Source organism: Bradyrhizobium sp. S3.3.6 (genome assembly GCF_040546905.1).
Taxonomy (GTDB): domain Bacteria; phylum Pseudomonadota; class Alphaproteobacteria; order Rhizobiales; family Xanthobacteraceae; genus Bradyrhizobium; species Bradyrhizobium cytisi.
The window spans coordinates 1-16,782 of the sequence record NZ_JBEPOT010000009.1 but is presented as its reverse complement, the minus strand read 5'-3'; the positions used below and the strand labels follow the sequence as shown (position 1 = coordinate 16,782).

17 protein-coding genes are annotated in these 16,782 nt (G+C 64.4%); 11 read left to right on the top strand and 6 right to left on the bottom strand.

Going from position 1 to position 16,782, the window contains the following annotated elements:
* Positions 1-128 precede the first annotated feature (128 nt).
* Together ABID59_RS24255 and queG are read left to right on the top strand one after the other, a co-directional pair.
* Positions 129-821, top strand: coding sequence for a glutathione S-transferase family protein (locus tag ABID59_RS24255; protein ID WP_148749048.1), 693 nt, complete (start codon positions 129-131; stop codon positions 819-821).
* Positions 770-1,990: a tRNA epoxyqueuosine(34) reductase QueG gene (gene queG, locus ABID59_RS24250; RefSeq protein WP_354085057.1), complete on the top strand. Its 1,221-nt coding sequence runs from the start codon at positions 770-772 to the stop codon at positions 1,988-1,990. Before ABID59_RS24255 ends, queG begins: the two co-directional genes overlap by 52 nt.
* Positions 1,991-2,246: 256 nt before the next feature.
* On the opposite strand, the gene ABID59_RS24245 is transcribed toward queG, so the two are convergent.
* Positions 2,247-2,714 (bottom strand): nuclear transport factor 2 family protein, encoded by a 468-nt coding sequence (locus ABID59_RS24245; RefSeq protein WP_354031268.1) that lies wholly within the window; start codon positions 2,712-2,714, stop codon positions 2,247-2,249.
* A gap of 142 nt (positions 2,715-2,856) precedes the next feature.
* Positions 2,857-3,645 (bottom strand): alpha/beta hydrolase, encoded by a 789-nt coding sequence (locus tag ABID59_RS24240; RefSeq protein ID WP_354031267.1) that lies wholly within the window; start codon positions 3,643-3,645, stop codon positions 2,857-2,859.
* A 252-nt stretch (positions 3,646-3,897) separates the two neighbouring features.
* Here ABID59_RS24240 and infC point away from each other — a divergent pair, with 252 nt between their 5' ends.
* Positions 3,898-4,437, top strand: coding sequence for a translation initiation factor IF-3 (infC, locus tag ABID59_RS24235; RefSeq protein ID WP_148749060.1), 540 nt, complete (start codon positions 3,898-3,900; stop codon positions 4,435-4,437).
* Between the two features lie 64 nt (positions 4,438-4,501).
* Here infC and ABID59_RS24230 read toward each other — a convergent pair whose 3' ends face one another.
* Positions 4,502-4,897, bottom strand: a complete 396-nt coding sequence (locus ABID59_RS24230) for a hypothetical protein (protein ID WP_354031266.1) — start codon at positions 4,895-4,897, stop codon at positions 4,502-4,504.
* Between the two features lie 271 nt (positions 4,898-5,168).
* On the opposite strand from ABID59_RS24230, the gene rpmI reads away from it, so the two are divergent.
* Positions 5,169-5,369 carry a 50S ribosomal protein L35 gene (rpmI, locus tag ABID59_RS24225; RefSeq protein WP_008539890.1) on the top strand — a complete coding sequence of 67 codons (201 nt, stop codon included), beginning with the start codon at positions 5,169-5,171 and terminating at the stop codon, positions 5,367-5,369.
* 80 nt (positions 5,370-5,449) lie between these two features.
* Positions 5,450-5,809, top strand: coding sequence for a 50S ribosomal protein L20 (rplT, locus tag ABID59_RS24220; protein ID WP_014490867.1), 360 nt, complete (start codon positions 5,450-5,452; stop codon positions 5,807-5,809).
* Between the two features lie 8 nt (positions 5,810-5,817).
* On the opposite strand, the gene ABID59_RS24215 is transcribed toward rplT, so the two are convergent.
* Complete coding sequence (locus ABID59_RS24215) at positions 5,818-6,243, bottom strand: hypothetical protein (RefSeq protein WP_354085200.1); 426 nt, start codon at positions 6,241-6,243, stop codon at positions 5,818-5,820.
* Positions 6,244-6,394: 151 nt separating this feature from the next.
* Here ABID59_RS24215 and pheS point away from each other — a divergent pair, with 151 nt between their 5' ends.
* The 3 genes from pheS (at position 6,395) to pheT (ending at position 10,439) form a co-directional block, all read left to right on the top strand.
* The gene (pheS, locus tag ABID59_RS24210) at positions 6,395-7,477 is read left to right on the top strand and encodes a phenylalanine--tRNA ligase subunit alpha (protein ID WP_148749052.1); all 1,083 of its coding nucleotides are present in this window, start codon (positions 6,395-6,397) and stop codon (positions 7,475-7,477) included.
* A gap of 86 nt (positions 7,478-7,563) precedes the next feature.
* A complete protein-coding gene (locus ABID59_RS24205; RefSeq protein WP_354085056.1) occupies positions 7,564-8,034 on the top strand; it encodes an endonuclease domain-containing protein in 471 nt (156 codons plus the stop codon).
* The gene (gene pheT, locus ABID59_RS24200) at positions 8,031-10,439 is read left to right on the top strand and encodes a phenylalanine--tRNA ligase subunit beta (RefSeq protein WP_354085055.1); all 2,409 of its coding nucleotides are present in this window, start codon (positions 8,031-8,033) and stop codon (positions 10,437-10,439) included. Before ABID59_RS24205 ends, pheT begins: the two co-directional genes overlap by 4 nt.
* Before the next feature lie 118 nt (positions 10,440-10,557).
* On the opposite strand, the gene ABID59_RS24195 is transcribed toward pheT, so the two are convergent.
* Positions 10,558-11,943 carry a flavin monoamine oxidase family protein gene (locus tag ABID59_RS24195; RefSeq protein WP_354085054.1) on the bottom strand — a complete coding sequence of 462 codons (1,386 nt, stop codon included), beginning with the start codon at positions 11,941-11,943 and terminating at the stop codon, positions 10,558-10,560.
* A gap of 188 nt (positions 11,944-12,131) precedes the next feature.
* On the opposite strand from ABID59_RS24195, the gene ABID59_RS24190 reads away from it, so the two are divergent.
* Entirely contained in the window at positions 12,132-13,100 is a 969-nt protein-coding gene (locus tag ABID59_RS24190; protein WP_354085053.1) for a YiiX/YebB-like N1pC/P60 family cysteine hydrolase, read from the top strand.
* 115 nt (positions 13,101-13,215) lie between these two features.
* Here ABID59_RS24190 and ABID59_RS24185 read toward each other — a convergent pair whose 3' ends face one another.
* Entirely contained in the window at positions 13,216-13,491 is a 276-nt protein-coding gene (locus tag ABID59_RS24185) for a metal-sensitive transcriptional regulator (protein WP_148749057.1), read from the bottom strand.
* 50 nt (positions 13,492-13,541) lie between these two features.
* Between ABID59_RS24185 and ABID59_RS24180 the strand changes: the two genes are divergently transcribed.
* Together ABID59_RS24180 and nikR are read left to right on the top strand one after the other, a co-directional pair.
* Positions 13,542-15,992: a heavy metal translocating P-type ATPase gene (locus ABID59_RS24180; RefSeq protein ID WP_354085052.1), complete on the top strand. Its 2,451-nt coding sequence runs from the start codon at positions 13,542-13,544 to the stop codon at positions 15,990-15,992.
* Positions 15,993-16,206: 214 nt separating this feature from the next.
* Positions 16,207-16,653: a nickel-responsive transcriptional regulator NikR gene (gene nikR / locus ABID59_RS24175; RefSeq protein ID WP_148749059.1), complete on the top strand. Its 447-nt coding sequence runs from the start codon at positions 16,207-16,209 to the stop codon at positions 16,651-16,653.
* The last annotated feature ends 129 nt before the right edge of the window (positions 16,654-16,782 follow it).

Below are 16,782 nucleotides of genomic sequence, written 5' to 3'. Positions count from 1 at the left end.
CCCATTCGCCTCTTTCCCGCAATCGCAAAATGCGGCATCGCACCCTTGCTTCGCGGTTTTGAAAGACTAGTGTGGCGCCGCACAAACATTGATGGATTCTTAAGCACCATCAAATAGTCAAAGGCTTCATGTTTACGCTCTTTCATCATCCGTTCTGTCCGCATTCGCGCTTCATCCGCCTGATCGCGGGCGAATACGGGCTCGAACTGAAGCTGGCCGAGGAGCGCAGCTGGGAACGGCGCGAGGCATTTCTGCTGCTCAATGCGGCCGGGACGACGCCGGTGCTGGTGGACGACGAGCAGCCGCCGATCCCCGGCGCGGCCATCATCGCGGAGTATCTCGACGAGGCCTATGGCGCCGAGATGGGCCCCAAGCGCCTGATGCCGGAGACGATCGCCGAGCGCGTCGAGGTGCGCCGGCTGATGGCCTGGTTCAACGAAAAGTTTTTCGAGGAAGTCTCCCACCCGCTGGTCACCGAGCGCATCTACAAGCGCTTCATGAGCGAGGAGAATGGCGGCGGCCCGCCCTCACCCGACGTGATGCGCGCGGCGAAGGCCAATGTGCGCTACCATCTCGCCTATATCGGCTGGCTGGCGCAGACGCGTAACTTCCTCGCCGGCGACCGGCCCACTTACGCGGATTTCGCCGCCGCGGCGCATCTCTCGGCGATCGACTATCTGGGCGACGTGCCATGGAGCGAGGACGACGCAGCAAAGGCGTGGTACGCGCGGGTGAAATCCCGCCCGTCGTTCCGTCCGCTGCTGAGCGAATGGCTGGCGGGCGTGCCGGCGTCGCGGACCTACGTGGATCTGGATTTCTGAACGCCGATCCGACCGAACTGAAGGCGGCGCTGGCGCGCGAAGCGCGCGCGCTCGGCTTCGACTGCATCGGCATCACTGAGCCCGGCACGATCGAGAACGCTGGAAAACATTTCCTCGAGTTCATCGCCTCCGGCGGCCATGGCGACATGGACTGGCTCGCGAACCAGCCGGAGCGCCGGGTCGATCCACGCGGGCTGTGGGCTGATGTGCGCAGCGTGATCATGCTCGGCGTCAATTACGGCCCCGACCAGGATCCGCTCGCGATCCTGCGAGAGCGCACGCGTGCGGCGATCTCGGTCTATGCGCAGGGCGACGACTATCACGACCTCATCAAGAAGCGGCTGAAGGCGCTGGCGCGCTGGCTGGTCGCAACCGCGACTTGTGAGGTGAAGACTCGTGAGGTGAAGACTCGTGAGGTGAAGACTTGCGAGGTCAAGGTGTTCGTCGACACCGCGGCGGTGATGGAGAAGCCGCTCGCGCAAGCGGCCCATCTCGGCTGGCAGGGCAAGCACACCAATCTGGTCTCGCGCGAATTCGGCTCGTGGCTGTTTCTCGGCGCGATCTACACCACGCTAGAGCTGCCGCGCGACGGCGCCGAGATCGATCATTGCGGCTCGTGCCGCGCCTGTCTCGACATCTGCCCGACCGCAGCGTTTCCCGCGCCCTACAAGCTCGATGCGCGGCGCTGCATCTCCTATCTCACTATCGAGAACAAGGGACCGATTCCGCGCGAGTTTCGTAAAGCGATCGGCAACCGCATTTATGGCTGCGACGATTGCCTCGCAGCGTGCCCCTGGAACAAGTTTGCGCAGGAGGGACGTGAAGCCAGGCTCTCCGCACGCGACGAGCTGCGTGCGCCCGGTCTTGCTGAACTTTCACGGCTCGACGATACCGCGTTTCGCGCGCTGTTCACGAAGTCGCCGGTGAAGCGGATTGGTCGCGATCGCTTCTTGCGCAACGTGCTGATTGCGATCGGTAACTCCGGCGATGCAGCCTTGGCAGAAGAGGCGCGGCGATTGCTCGGAGACGAGAGCGCGCTGGTGCGCGGGGCCGCTGTGTGGGCGCTGGGGCAGTTGCTGTCGCGGGATGAGTTTGCAGCGATGAAGACGAATGCGACTGCCAACGAACGCGACGAAAGCGTGCGTCAAGAGTGGCAGGCCGCTTCCTAACACTCGGTGTCATGCCCCGCCTTGTGCGCAGTTGCGCACTGGGGCGGGGCATCCAGTACGCCGCGGCCTCTCGATTTAATCACAGCCTTCTTGGAGTACTGGATCGCCCGGTCAAGCCGGGCGATGACAGTGGCTGTTGGTAACCCCGCTGTCATTCCGGGGCGTGCGAAGCATGAGCCCGGAATCCATCAGGCCGCAAGAATGGTGGCGGAATGGATTCCGGGCTCGCGCCAAGTGGCGCGCCCCGGAACGACAGCTACGCCAGATGCCGCTTCATCTCTGGCCGCGCCTTCAGCTCCGCGCCCTGCTTGCCGACGATCTTCGCAATCCGCTCTGGCGCAAACTTCAGATCGACGAACGCCGGCGCGGTGTTGGCGACCTCGTGGTAATTCACGATCTTGCCGTCGCGCAGCGTCATGATCGCAACACCTTCGAACATCGCCCGCGAACCGTTCGCTTCCGGCAGGGTCGATGTGTAGCTGAAGGTGTAGCGCGCATAGAGCGTGGTGCCGTTGCTGACGGGATCATGCATGTCCCAGCGAAAATCCGTCGCCGTGCGATAGAACCAGTCGTCGACCATCGCGGCGATCTTGTCGCGGCCGGCGAACGCGCCGTAGAACACGTCGTGATAGACGCCGTCGTCGGTGAACAGATCGGCAAAGGCGCGACCGTTGCGCTGTTCGACCGCGTCGCAGAAGGCGCGCAGCATGGCGGTGGTGGTCATTGGGGTTTCTCCCTCTCCTCCGTCATGCCCCGCGAAGGCGGGGCATCCAGTACGCCGAGACTTTTCGGCTCAAACACAACGGCCTCTGGAATACTGGATCATCCGCCTTCGCGGATGATGACATCGAATTCTGGGCACCACGTCACCCGATCTCCGCCACCGCGGCAAGAATGCGCGCGATGTCTTGCGGGCGGGACAGGCGGTGATCGCCGTCCTGGATCATGGTGAGCACGACGTCGTCGGCCGGCAGGCGATGTGTCAGCGCGAACGCGTGCTGCCACGGCACATCGGGATCCTGGGCTCCCTGCAGAATTCGGACGGGGCAGCCGAGATCGATGGCGCTGCCGAGCACGAGGTGGTTGCGCCCCTCCTCGATCAGGTTCCGCGTAATCGGATAGGGCGTGCCGTCGCCATATTCGGATGGCCGCAGCCAAAAACCCTTGGTCTCGATCTCTTTCCTCACCTCGGGCGAAAAGTTCTTCCACATCAGCTCTTCCGTGAAGTCGGGCGCCGGCGCGATCAGCACCAGGCCCGCGAGCGATGCCTGTCCCGAACGCTTCTTGATCTCGCGCGCGAGCAGCAGCGCCATCCAGCCGCCCATGGAGGAACCGATCAGGATTTGCGGACCGGTGCAGAAACGCTCGAACACCGCGACGCTATCCTCGAGCCAGCGTCCGATGGTCCCGTCGGCGAAATCGCCGCTGGATTCGCCATGGCCGGAATAGTCGAACCGGACCGCGGCACGGCCATGCTCGCCGGCCCAGCCGTCGAGCGCCACCGCCTTGCCGCCCTGCATGTCCGACTTGAAGCCGCCGAGCCAGACCAGGCCGGGCCCTTGTCCGGCGCGGCTGCGCACCGCGATCCGGCGCGCCGACGGACCCTCGCCCAATTCGACAAAGTTGAGCACGGCATCGGGAATTGCTGGGGTCATGGAACGTTTACTCTGGCTGTGGGGTTTGAGCTGTCCGGGCGCATTTCCGCGAAGCAACCCTATATTGGCATTGACCCTTTGGGACGCTTGCGGAACGGGTGCAAGGTGTCTATGTCGAGCACCGTGCCGATGGGCGTGACCAAAATGCCTCGCATTTGAGGGTTTTCGCTCTCCGCAGGAGCGACTTGCTTGCCGGCAAACGCATCTTCCTGCAAAATAGCCGCTTCCTTTCACAACTTTGGAGAACCACCCATTCGCCGTCCCAATAGAGCCCCGGCCCCTGCCGCCAAAGACGGGCCGCGCATCAATGATGATATTCGCAATGCGCAGATCCAGCTGATCGATCAGACCGGTGACAACAAAGGCACCGTCGAGACGATGCTTGCCATCAAGTTGGCCCAGGAAGCCGGCATGGATCTGGTCGAGATCTCGCCAAATGTCAGCCCTCCCGTCTGCAAGATCATGGACTACGGGAAGTATAAGTATTCCGCCCAGAAGAAAGCCGCCGAAGCCCGCAAGCGTCAGAAGACCGTCGAGATCAAGGAGATCAAGCTCCGCCCGATGATCGACGATCACGATTATGACGTGAAGATGCGCGCGATGCTGCGGTTCTTCGAGGAGGGCGACAAGGTCAAGATCACCTTGCGCTATCGCGGCCGCGAAATGGCGCACCAGGAGATCGGCACCAAGCTGCTGGACAAGATCAAGACTGACGTCGCCGAGCTCGCCAAGGTCGAGCAGGATGCCCGATTCGAGGGCCGTCAGGTCGTCATGGTCCTGGCGCCGCGCTGACGCCGGCTCTTCAGGACTGAAAGTTCAACGGCCCGTCCGGATCTCCGGCGGGCCGTTTGTGTTTTCAGGTCCGCGTTGCCTGCCAGGTGCCGCTGCATTGGTCGCCAGAGATGATACCCCTCCAGGAGCCCGCACCCGCCGCGCCGCCAAGCCGGCCACCGCCGCTGGCATGGGAGGCGCCGACCGACACCTGGACCGCGACAGCACCGCCGCGATTGATCGTGCCGGACACCCGGCCGCCGCCGGCGGACGACACCCGGCTGCCGGTCACGGTGAAGGGCACGCTGTAACCCGAGCTGCAACTGCCGCGGGTGGTCGCGAAGGTGACATTCCAGACCCCGTCATAACTGACGATGCGGGCATCGGCGGCCGAGGGGACGGCGGCAGCGAGCACGGCGAATAGCGCCAGGTGGCGCGGACGGGCGAAAACCGACAAAATCGATTGGGAAAAATGGGCCATTTTGGTCCTGCTCCGGACGGGACGACGTGAACAATGAGGTGGTAACCCCCAATAGTCGGCGGCCAGGTTCCGGCGGTTCATCGTTGCCAATTGGCCTGTCCTCTGTCATAAGGCCGACCTTCATCGCCCGGCTGATTAAGGGCTGCCGTGGCGGTGTTTCGTGCGGGTTTCGCGCTTGTTCGCAAAACCTGAGCACAATCAACGCTCTAACGAGCATTTTGACGGCCAGCCGCCTTCGCGGGCGGAACTCTGTGGCCATTAGGAGAGCCAAATGCCCAAGCTGAAGACCAAATCGGGCGCTAAAAAGCGCTTCAAGGTGACTGCCACCGGCAAAGTGATGCACGCCCAGCGCGGCAAGCGTCACGGCATGATCAAGCGGACGAAGAAGCAGATCCGTCAGCTCCGCGGCACCCGCGTGCTGTTCAAGACCGACGGCGACAACGTCAAGAAGTACTTCTTGCCGAACGCCTGACCGCGTCCACGATCATTGCCATCTCTGCCGCGCTTTAAGCGGCGATCCGAAAAACCAAGTCATCTCTGAAGGATTTTGTCATGTCTCGCGTCAAACGCGGTGTGACCGCCCACGCCAAGCACAAGAAAGTCTACAAGGCCGCCAAGGGTTTCTACGGCCGCCGCAAGAACACCATCCGCGCCGCCAAGCCGGCCGTCGAGAAGGCCCAGCAGTACGCCTTCCGTGATCGCAAGCGCAAGAAGCGCACTTTCCGCGCGCTCTGGATCCAGCGCCTCAACGCTGCCGTCCGTCCGTTCGGCCTGACCTACAGCCGATTTATCGACGGTCTCGCCAAGTCGGGCATCACCGTGGACCGCAAGGTGCTGTCGGATCTCGCGATCCACGAGCCCGCGTCGTTCCAGGCGATCGCCGAGAAGGCCAAAGCTGCGCTCGCAGCCTGAGGCTTGCGCTAGCGGGCGTTCCGGCCCGCGGCCTTCAGCGCGTGGTGGGAGTAACGCCGGGCCACCTCCGCCCGGCAGAATGCCGTAAACGAGAGATACATGGTGCCGGACTTGTTCCGGTACTTGCGGTCGCACACGCGCAGCTCGCGTTGGTAGGCCTGCGCCTGCGCGGCGTTGAGGCCGGACTTGAAGTCGGCCTCACATTTCTTTTCGACGGCAGCACCGAGCCCGACATCGCCGCTTGCGGTCAGTTCGCAATCCCTGAAGACCTTCATCGCGCTTTCGCAGCTCTTCTGCGCGCTGATGGTGTCTGCGACCTCGTCCAGCGTCATGGATTTGTCCATGCAGACCATGGCGCGCGCCGGGGTGCCTGCCACCGACAGAACGACCGCCACGACGGCAAGAAGAACAGCAAGGCAGCGTTTCGAAAGCATCGCAAAGGCCTCCACGTATCCCCCTTGGTGCCCGGCCCCCATGCGAGGTTCAACCCAGCTGGTCCCACGCTCGAAATGACCGGCTTTTTGCTTGACGTTACGGCCTTCGGGCGGCGACAACCCAGCCGAATTTGGAGCTAAGGATTTGACTGTGTCCGACCTCGCAACGCTCGAAACATCCATCCTCGACCAGATCGCCGCCGCCGGCGACGAAGCCGCGCTCGAAGCGGTGCGCGTCGCAGCCCTCGGCAAGAAGGGCACGATCTCGGCGCTGCTTGCCACGCTCGGCAAGATGTCGCCCGACGAACGCAAGTCGCAAGGTGCGGCGATCAACCAGGCCAAGGACAAGGTCACCGAGGCGCTCGCCGCACGGCGCGACGTGCTGAAGTCGGCGGCGCTCGATGCGCGGCTGGCATCGGAGACCGTCGACGTGACCTTGCCGCTGCGCGATGCGGCAACTGATGCCGGCCGCATCCATCCGCTGAGCCAGGTCTGGGACGAGCTGACCACGATCTTCGCCGACATGGGATTCTCGGTCGCCGAAGGTCCTGACATCGAGACCGACGACTACAATTTCACCAAGCTCAACTTCCCGGAAGGCCATCCGGCGCGCGAGATGCACGACACGTTCTTCTTCCATCCGAAGGAAGACGGCTCGCGCATGCTGTTGCGCACCCACACCTCGCCGGTGCAGGTGCGCACCATGCTCACCCAGAAGCCGCCGATCCGCGTGATCTGCCCGGGCCGTACCTACCGCATCGATTCGGACGCGACCCACACGCCGCAATTCCACCAGGTCGAAGGTCTCGTCATCGACAAGCACTCGCATCTCGGCCACCTCAAATGGATCCTGCACGAGTTCTGTAAGGCGTTCTTCGAGGTCGACCACATCAACATGCGCTTCCGGCCGTCGTTCTTCCCGTTCACCGAGCCGTCGCTGGAAGTCGACATCCAGTGCCGCCGCGACAAGGGCGAGATCCGCTTCGGCGAGGGCGAGGACTGGCTCGAGATTCTCGGCTGCGGCATGGTGCATCCGAACGTGCTGCGCGCCTGCGGCATCGATCCCGACGAGTACCAGGGCTTCGCCTGGGGCATGGGCATCGACCGCATCGCCATGCTGAAATACGGCATCGCCGATTTGCGCCAGCTGTTCGACAACGACGTCCGCTGGCTCAACCATTACGGCTTCAAGCCGCTCGAGGTGCCGACACTCGCGGGAGGGCTGAGCTCGTGAGGCTCGTGTTCGGACATGAGTTTGCCATGACTCTCTCCGTTCCCTCCCCCCTTGTGGGGGAGGGTCAGGGAGGGGGGTAGCCGCGGATGCCGCACGCAGTCGTAAGCGAGCGTCAGCGCAGCCGGGCGAAGCAGCTTCGCCGGGCGATGACGCGCGCCGAAACACTGCTGTGGCGCTATCTGAAAGCTAACCGAATGGACGGTGTGGGCATCCGTCGCCAAACGCCGATCGGAAACTACATAGCCGATTTCGTGTGCTTCTCATCGAAGATTATCATCGAGCTCGACGGGGAATCTCACGATTTCGAAGAGCGTCAAAAGGCAGATCAACGTCGCGACGCGTTCTTTGCTGCCGAGGGATTTCTGGTTCTACGCTTCACCAATAATCAGGTGATGACCAATTTGGAGGGAGTCGTTGAGGTAATTCGCCAGGCAGCTTCTGCCGGAGCCCGCGGCTTACCCCCCTCCCTGACCCTCCCCCACAAGGGGGGAGGGAACACTACCACCGACCAAAGCAATTCAGTCATCACCGATAAGAGCCGAGGCACACAGCCATGAAATTCACCCTCTCCTGGCTGAAGGATCATCTCGACACCGACGAGCCGCTGGAAAAGCTTGCCGACAAGCTCACCATGATCGGGCTCGAGGTCGAGAACATCGAGGACAAGGCGAAGGCGCTGCAGCCTTTCACCATTGCGAAGGTGATTTCGGCCGAGCAGCATCCCAATGCTGATCGGCTGCGCGTCTGCATGGTCGACACCGGTGACGGTGGCGCGCCGGTGCAGGTCGTGTGCGGGGCGCCGAATGCGCGCGCCGGGCTCGTCAGCGTGTTCTCTCCGCCCGGCACCTACATTCCCGGCAAGGACATCACGCTCGGTGTCGGCACTATTCGCGGCGTCGAGAGCCGCGGCATGCTGTGCTCGGCGGCAGAGCTGCAGATCTCCAACGACCATGACGGCATCATGGAATTGCCGGCGGATGCGCCGATCGGCGCCGGCTATGCCGAATGGGCCGCGCTCGGCGATCCCGTGATCGAGATCAATCTGACGCCGAACCGGCAGGACTGCACCGGCGTGCACGGCATCGCGCGCGACCTTGCCGCCGCCGACATGGGCAAGTTCAAGGACGCCTCGATCAAGCCGATCAAGGGCGAGTTCCCGTGTCCGGTGAAGGTCACGGTCGAGGACGCTGCGCTGTGCCCGGGTTTTGCGTTGCGCCTTGTGCGCGGCGTCAAGAACGGCCCGTCGCCGGAATGGCTGCAGAATCGGCTGACCGCGATCGGCCTGCGCCCGATCAATGCGCTGGTCGACATCACCAACTTCATGACCTACGACCGCGCGCGTCCGCTGCACGTGTTCGACGCCAAGAAGGTGGTGGGCAATCTCGTGGTGCGCCGCGCCCGCGACGGCGAGGCGCTGCTCGCGCTCGACGGCCGCGCCTACAATCTCGATCCCTCGATCTGCGTGATCGCGGACCAGCACGGCGTCGAATCGCTCGCCGGCATCATGGGCGGCGAAGCCTCGGGCTGCGATGAGAACACCACCGACGTGCTGATCGAATCGGCACTGTGGAACGAGATCAATGTCGCCCAGACCGGCCGCAAGCTCGGCATCAACTCGGATGCGCGCTACCGCTTCGAGCGCGGCGTCGACCCGGCCTTCATGGTGCCCGGGCTGGAGCTCGCCACCAAGCTGGTGATGGAGCTGTGCGGCGGCACTCCGTCAGAGAACGTCGTGGTGGGCAAAACCTTCGGCGACGATCGCGTGATCGATTTCCCGCTCACCGAGGTCAAGCGTCTCTCCGGCATCGAGGTGCCGCAGGTCGAGATGAAGCTCATCCTGACCCGTCTCGGCTTCATGATGGCGGGGCCCGGCCCTGTGGTGAAGGTCGCGGTGCCCTCCTGGCGCTCCGACGTGCACGGGAAGGCCGACATCGTCGAGGAGGTCATCCGTATCTACGGCGTCGACAAGGTGCCGATGACGCCGTTCGAGCGTGGCGAGGACGCGCGCAAATCCGTGCTGACGCCACTGCAGCTTCGCACCCGCCGCGCGCGGCGCGCACTCGCGAGCCGCGGCATGACCGAAGCCGTGACGTGGTCGTTCATCACCAAGCCCGCGGCACAATTGTTCGGCGGCGGCCAGCGCGAGCTCGAAGTCGCCAACCCGATCGCCGCTGATCTATCGGACATGCGGCCGAGCCTGCTGCCGGGCCTGGTCGCAGCCGCACAGGCCAATGCCGATCGCGGTTTTGGCGACGTCGTGCTGTTCGAGGTCGGTCAGGTGTTCAGGGGCGATCGCCCGCAGGATCAGTTCATGGCCGCAAGCGGCGTACGCCGCGGCCTTGCGTCGTCGGACGGATTGGGACGGCACTGGTCGGGCTCGGCGCAGGCCGATATCTTCGACGCCAAGGCCGACGCGCTCGCCGTGCTGGCTGCGGCCGGTGCTCCGATGCAGGCGCTCCAGATCGTTGCCGGCGGCCCCGCCTGGCTGCATCCGGGCCGCTCCGGCACGATCCAGATCGGCCCGCAGAACGTGCTCGGCACTTTCGGCGAGATGCATCCGCGCGCGCTGGAGGCGCTCGGCGCCGACGGCCCGCTGATGGTGTTCGAGGTGATCCTCGATCGCATCCCCGAGACCAAGAAGAAGCCGACCCGCGCCAAGCCGCTGATCGAGCTGTCGGCGTTCCAGCCGGTGTCGCGCGACTTCGCCTTCATCGTCGACCGCGCCGTGAAGGCGGGCGATATCGTGCGCGCCGCGCAAGGCGTCGACAAGAAGCTAATCACCGGTGTCAACGTGTTCGACCTCTATGAGGGCAAGGGCATCGACGACGGCAAGAAGTCGATCGGCATCGCCGTGACGATCCAGCCGCGCGAGAAGACGCTGACCGATCAGGAGATCGAGGCCGTCGCGGCGAAGATCGTGGCCGAGGTCACCAAGAAGACCGGCGGCTCTTTGAGAGCATGACGATTGCCGACCTCCTTCCCAAGGACGTCAGTCTCCGCGGCATCTGCTATGCGCTGATTGCGACGGCGGTGATCGCCGGGCTGCCGGTGCTGGACGGGATCTTGCGGCAGTTCGCCTACTACCGCGGCGCGCGGCGCCGCTTGGTCGACTGCGTCGGCACCTCGGCCGGCTCATCCTTCAGCGCACCGATCTTGCGGAGCGCGGCGTCCGCGGCGCGCTCGCCGCTTTCCCAGGCGCCGTCGACCGTGCCCCACAGCGTCTCATGCGTGGCTTCGCCGGCGAGGAACATGTTACCGATCGGCTCGGTCAAGACTTTTCGCGACAGCTGGCCGCCGGGCGAGGCCGCCGACATCGCGCCCATCACATAGGGCGAGGCGTTCCAGCGCGTCACAGCGGTCTTCTGCACGTTCGCCACCGCCTCGCTGCCGAACAGCTTCGTGATCCACTCCTTTGCGAAGGCCGCCATCGCCTTCTCGCCCTGCTCCGAGAGATCGCGGCCGAACGAACCGCCGACGTCGATCGAGCACAGCGAGGAGCCGCCGATATTGGCGAACATCAGCGCGGTGCGCATCGAGTTGCTCTGCTCGATCAGGATGTCGTCGCGCGAGAGCCCGAGCGGATTTCCCGGCAGTTGCAGCACGATATGATCGTAACTGCCGAGCGTAAGCTTGGACGCCGCATCGAGCGTGCGCTTGGGGATATCAGGCGCGAACTTGATCGCGCCGCCGGCGAGCACATTGGTCGAGACCGTGATGATGGCGGCGCGCGCGGCGATCTTCCCTCCTTGCGTCTCCACGCTGACGTCGCGATTGCTCCAGACAATCCGGCTTGCCGGTGTCGCAAGCGCAACCGGCGCCTGCTCGCCGAGCCTGGCGATCAGGGTACCCAGACCCTGGCGGCAGGCGATCGGGGCATTGCGGTCCTGCGCACGCGCCTTGTCGATCGCCGACAGCTCCTTCAGGTCCTTGCCGGCAAAACTCGCACCAAGCACGAACTCGGTGGCGCCCGCCCAATCGCCGAGATCTTTTGGCTGGACCGACGCGCAGGACGTATCCAACTTGCCGCGCGCTGCCTCGTCGATGGCACGATTGGCGCGCACCAGCGCCGCCAGGAACTCCTCGGTCTCGCCCGCGCGCGCGTTGCGGCGGCCGATGCGCATCTTCTGGCCCGACGGTGCCGGGAACACATCGAGCCCGGCACTGCGCGCCAGCCGGATCATCGGGTTGGTGTCGGGATTGTGCATCCAGCGCGCGCCGCGATCGAACGGCACGTCGAATGTGGTGGTGTCAGTGATACAGCGCCCGCCGATTTGCGAGGCCGCCTCCACCACGATCACCTTGCGATTGGCGGCCATGACGCGCCGCGCTGCAGCGATTCCGGCCGCACCCGCACCGATCACGACAATGTCAGCCTCGCGCGGCAGCGGCGCGGCCGTTGCGCCCAGGACCGGCATCGCGGCAAAGGCCGCCGAAGCCGATAGGAAGCCGCGGCGCGTGATTGTCATGTCATGGTTTCCGGGGACTTGCAGCGAACGGGAACAGCAAGCGAACCTTGCCGCATCTGATGTTGCGCAGCAACTATCATGGTGAATCAATCGTGCTTGATCTCACAGACTGATGAACCGAATGGCAACACGTTTCGACCATGATAGAGAAGGAAAAAAGCGGCCGGAAAGGCCTGGGGGAGTTCGATATGGGGACGGTCCTGGATTCAGTCGGCAAGTTGATTGCCGCGTACCTCTCGAAGGAGGTGCCGGGCTATGAGCCGTTCACGCCGAGCGACCCCGAGCATCTCCGCGGCGTGATCCAGCCCGGCGATGTCATGCTGGTCGAGGGCAACAACCGCATCTCCGGCATCATCAAATATCTGACGCAGTCGACCTGGTCGCATGCCGCACTCTATGTCGGTCCGGTCGAAGGCGCGGTGGAGCCCGACGGCGAGCCGCATGTGCTGATCGAGGCCAATATCGGCGAGGGCGTCACCTCCGCGCCGCTGTCGAAATATTTCCCCTACCACACCCGCATCTGCCGCCCGGTCGGGCTGTCCTACGAGGACCGCACCACGGTCTGCCGCTATGCGATCAACCGCATCGGCTTCGGCTACGACACCAAGAACATCATCGATCTGATGCGCTTCCTGTTTCCTCTGCCGATACCGCAGCGATGGCGGCGGCGCATGATTGCGATCGGGTCGGGCGATCCGACCAAGATCATCTGCTCGGCGCTGATCGCGCAGGCTTTCGACGCGGTGCGCTATCCGATCCTGCCGAAGATCACCAAGGCCGGCAGCCGCGCCGCCCGCCGCGAGATCCTGCACATCCGCGATTCCTCGCTCTACATGCCCCGCGACTTCGACATCTCGCCCTATTTCGAAGTGGTCAAACCCACCATCGTGCACGGCTTCGACTACACAGCCTTGCACTGGGCCGACAAGCAAAAGCCGCTCGAGGAGGTAGCGGGCTCATTCGGTGTGTTTCCAGAAACGCTCCGTGCGCCGCCGCTCGTTCCTGAAGCGGCTGACGAAGAAACGCCGGCCGAAATTCCGGCTGAGCAAGTGATGCGTGAGGCGGTGGCCGAGATGGACGCCACCTTCTCCGATCAATTTGTGCTGCTGAACGAGCTCGCGATGTACCGTGCGCGGGCGCAAGAGATCGCGGCTTAGACCATCACTCCCGCCGTCGTCATTGCGAGGAGCAAAGCGACGAAGCAATCCAGAAATCCTTCCACGGAGGGATTCTGGATTGCTTCGCTGCGCTCGCAATGACGACGGTGAGACCCTACCTTTCCGCCCGTCCAATCACCGCCATCAGCTCCGCGAGCTTCTCGCGCTGATCCGCCTTGTCCCCGCTTGCGATCGCGTGCTCGACGCAATGGGCGACGTGGTCCTTCAAGACCTCCTCCTCGACCCGGCGCAGTGCGGCGCGCACTGCCGAGATCTGCGTGACGATGTCGATGCAGTAGCGGTCCTCCTCGACCATTTTCGACAGGCCACGAACCTGGCCCTCGATCCGGCCGAGACGTTTTCCGACGGATGCCTTGATGTCCTTGCGCATGGCGCCTATATACCCCTACCGGGTATAGGTTACAAGGCCGGAGTGCAGGAATGAACGACGCGGACCACAAGCACCATCACGACGGGGACACGCATTCCGGAGGCTGCTGCTCGCCCAAGACCGCGGCGCCCCCCAAGCCTGCGGCTTCGTCCTGCTGCGGCGATCATGCTGGCCATGCCCATCACCACGCCCATGACCTTGGCGCAGCCGCGCCAAAAGTCCTCGATCCCGTTTGTGGCATGACGGTCGACCCCGCGACCTCAAAGCATCGCTTCGAGCCTCACGGCGAGACCTTCCATTTCTGCTCGGCCGGCTGCCGCACCAAATTCGCTGCCGATCCCGCCAAATATCTCGCAAAAGAGAGGACGCCCGAGCCGGAGACCCCGGCGGGCACGATCTATACCTGCCCAATGCATCCGGAGATCCGCCAGGCCGGACCCGGCAGCTGCCCGATCTGCGGCATGGCGCTGGAGCCGGAGGTCGCGAGCCTGGAGACCGGGCCCAATCCGGAGCTCGCCGACATGACGCGGCGGTTCTGGATCGGCGGCGCGCTGGCGCTGCCGCCTGTGGTGCTGGAGATGGGCGGACACCTCGCGGGTCCGCACAACTGGATCGAGCCTGTGCTGTCGAACTGGATCCAGCTCGTCTTCGCGACACCCGTGGTGCTCTGGGCCGGCTGGCCGTTCCTGGTACGCGGCTGGCAATCGCTGCTGACGCGCAACCTCAACATGTTCACGCTGATCGCGATGGGCACCGGCGTTGCCTATATCTACAGCCTGATCGGCACCATCGCGCCGCAGATTTTCCCCACCACCTTCCGCGGCCATGAGGGCGCGGTCGCCGTCTATTTCGAAGCCGCCGCTGTCATCACCGTCCTGGTTCTGCTCGGCCAGGTGCTGGAGCTGCGCGCCCGCGATGCCACCTCGGGCGCGATCAAGGCGCTGTTGCAGCTCGCGCCGAAGACCGCACGGCGCGTCGAGCCTGATGGCAGCGAGCATGAGGTCGAAATCGACTCTCTGCACGCCGGCGATTCCTTGCGCGTACGTCCCGGCGAAAAAGTGCCGGTCGACGGCACCATTCTCGAGGGCCGCTCCTCGCTCGATGAATCGCTCGTGACAGGCGAATCCATGCCTGTCAGCAAGGAGGTTGGCGCAAAAGTCATCGCCGGCACGCTCAACCAATCCGGCAGCTTCATCATGCGCGCCGACAAGGTCGGGCGCGAGACGTTGCTGTCGCAGATCGTGCAGATGGTCGCCGATGCACAACGCTCGCGCGCGCCGATCCAGCGGCTGGCGGACCAGGTCGCCGGCTGGTTCGTGCCGACCGTGATCGCAGTCGCTGTCACCGCCTTCGCCGCCTGGGCCTGGTTCGGCCCGGAGCCGAGGCTCGCCTTCGGCCTCGTCGCGGCCGTCAGCGTGCTGATCATCGCCTGCCCCTGCGCGCTGGGCCTGGCGACCCCGATGTCGATCATGGTCGGCGTCGGCCGCGGCGCGCAAGGAGGCGTTCTGATCAAGAACGCCGAGGCGCTGGAGCGGATGGAGACAATCGACACACTGGTGGTCGACAAGACCGGCACGCTGACCGAGGGCAAGCCGAAAGTGGTCGCGATCGTGCCAGCGGCCGGCTTTGCCGAGGACGACATCCTTCGGCTTGCAGCCAGCGTCGAGCGTGCCAGCGAGCATCCGCTCGCCGACGCCATCATGCGCGCCGCGAAAGAAAAGCAGCTCACGCTCGGCCAGGTCGAGCAATTCGATTCGCCGACGGGCAAGGGCGCAACCGGCAAGGTCGATGGCAAGACTGTCGTCCTCGGCAACGCCAGGTACCTGACATCGATCGGCATCGACACCAGTACGCTCGATGCGGGGGCCGAACGCCTGCGTGGCGACGGCGCCACCGTCATCAACATGGCGATCGACGGCAGGCTCGCCGGACTGTTCGCCATCGCCGATCCTGTCAAGGCTTCGACGGCGGAGGCGCTGAAAGCGCTCGCGGCCGAAGGCATCAAGGTCATCATGCTGACCGGCGACAACCGCACCACGGCCGAAGCCGTCGCGCGCAGGCTCGGCATCGCCGATATCGAAGCCGAGGTGCTGCCGGACCAGAAGAGCGCAGTCGTGACCAGGTTGCAAAAGGCCGGACGCAGCGTCGCGATGGCCGGCGACGGCGTCAACGACGCTCCGGCATTGGCGGCGGCCGAGGTCGGCATCGCCATGGGCACCGGCACCGATGTGGCGATGGAAAGCGCGGGCATCACCCTGCTCAAGGGCGACCTCACCGGCATCGTCCGCGCCCGAAAACTGTCGCAGGCGACGATGAGCAACATCCGGCAGAACCTGTTCTTCGCCTTCATCTATAATGCCGCCGGCATTCCGATTGCCGCCGGCATCCTCTATCCCGCCTTCGGCGTACTGCTCTCGCCGATCATCGCGGCCGCGGCGATGGCGCTGTCCTCGGTGAGCGTAGTCGGCAATGCCCTGCGGCTGCGCGCGACGCGGCTGTGAAGATGATGGCGCGCTCCCTCGCCCCGTTCTTACGGGGTCGCGACGAGCTTCGCTCGCGCTGAGAGGGTTGGGGTGAGGGGCTGCTTCCACAACGACGGTAAGAGTTGCGTTCGCGGAGAGTCCCCCTCACCCGGAATTCAAGCTACGCTTGAATTCCGACCTCTCCCCGCAAGCGGGGCGAGGTAAGAAGAGCGCCACCCGCGGAGAGGACCTGATGCAGCGGATTACGATCACGATCGAGGACGATTTGCTGGCGGAGATCGATGCCGCAGCCGAAGCGCGCGGCTACCAGAACCGCTCAGAGATTATCCGCGACCTCGCCCGCGCCGGGCTGCAGCAATCGAGCGAGGACACGGCGCAGAGCGGCGCTTGCGTCGCCGGCCTCGTCTATGTCTACGACCACGCCGCGCGCGATCTCTCGAAGCGGCTGGTGCAGGAATTCCACGGCCACCACGACCTCGCGCTGGCGACCCTGCACGTCCACCTCGACGACAACAATTGCATGGAGATGACGGCGCTGCGCGGCGACGCCGCCGGGGTCAGGCACTTTGCCGACCACATCATCGCGGAGCGTGGCGTACGTTATGGACGTGTGGTGATGATCCCGACGGGAGAGAGCAAGCCGGCGAAGGTGCGGAAGCACGGGCATCGGCATGAGTAGGCTTGCCGCAAGGACGGTGCGTCCCCTCTCCCCTTGTGGGCTATGGGATGCCCGAAAGTGATTCCCCGGAGTTTATGGATGTGATTCAAGGCCTTTCGACCTGTCTGGGACGGAGGGCCTGCGATGTCT

Bases quoted from the DNA above. Each gene is read 5' to 3' on its own strand.
- ABID59_RS24215 (WP_354085200.1), bottom strand. From the start codon at position 6,243: ATGCTTTCGAAACGCTGCCTTGCTGTTCTTCTTGCCGTCGTGGCGGTC.
- queG (WP_354085057.1), top strand. From the start codon at position 770: ATGGCTGGCGGGCGTGCCGGCGTCGCGGACCTACGTGGATCTGGATTT.
- rpmI (WP_008539890.1), top strand. From the start codon at position 5,169: ATGCCCAAGCTGAAGACCAAATCGGGCGCTAAAAAGCGCTTCAAGGTG.
- rplT (WP_014490867.1), top strand. From the start codon at position 5,450: ATGTCTCGCGTCAAACGCGGTGTGACCGCCCACGCCAAGCACAAGAAA.
- ABID59_RS24230 (WP_354031266.1), bottom strand. From the start codon at position 4,897: ATGGCCCATTTTTCCCAATCGATTTTGTCGGTTTTCGCCCGTCCGCGC.
- ABID59_RS24255 (WP_148749048.1), top strand. From the start codon at position 129: ATGTTTACGCTCTTTCATCATCCGTTCTGTCCGCATTCGCGCTTCATC.
- ABID59_RS24180 (WP_354085052.1), top strand. From the start codon at position 13,542: ATGAACGACGCGGACCACAAGCACCATCACGACGGGGACACGCATTCC.
- ABID59_RS24195 (WP_354085054.1), bottom strand. From the start codon at position 11,943: ATGACAATCACGCGCCGCGGCTTCCTATCGGCTTCGGCGGCCTTTGCC.
- ABID59_RS24205 (WP_354085056.1), top strand. From the start codon at position 7,564: ATGCCGCACGCAGTCGTAAGCGAGCGTCAGCGCAGCCGGGCGAAGCAG.
- nikR (WP_148749059.1), top strand. From the start codon at position 16,207: ATGCAGCGGATTACGATCACGATCGAGGACGATTTGCTGGCGGAGATC.
- ABID59_RS24190 (WP_354085053.1), top strand. From the start codon at position 12,132: ATGGGGACGGTCCTGGATTCAGTCGGCAAGTTGATTGCCGCGTACCTC.
- ABID59_RS24245 (WP_354031268.1), bottom strand. From the start codon at position 2,714: ATGACCACCACCGCCATGCTGCGCGCCTTCTGCGACGCGGTCGAACAG.
- pheT (WP_354085055.1), top strand. From the start codon at position 8,031: ATGAAATTCACCCTCTCCTGGCTGAAGGATCATCTCGACACCGACGAG.
- ABID59_RS24185 (WP_148749057.1), bottom strand. From the start codon at position 13,491: ATGCGCAAGGACATCAAGGCATCCGTCGGAAAACGTCTCGGCCGGATC.
- ABID59_RS24240 (WP_354031267.1), bottom strand. From the start codon at position 3,645: ATGACCCCAGCAATTCCCGATGCCGTGCTCAACTTTGTCGAATTGGGC.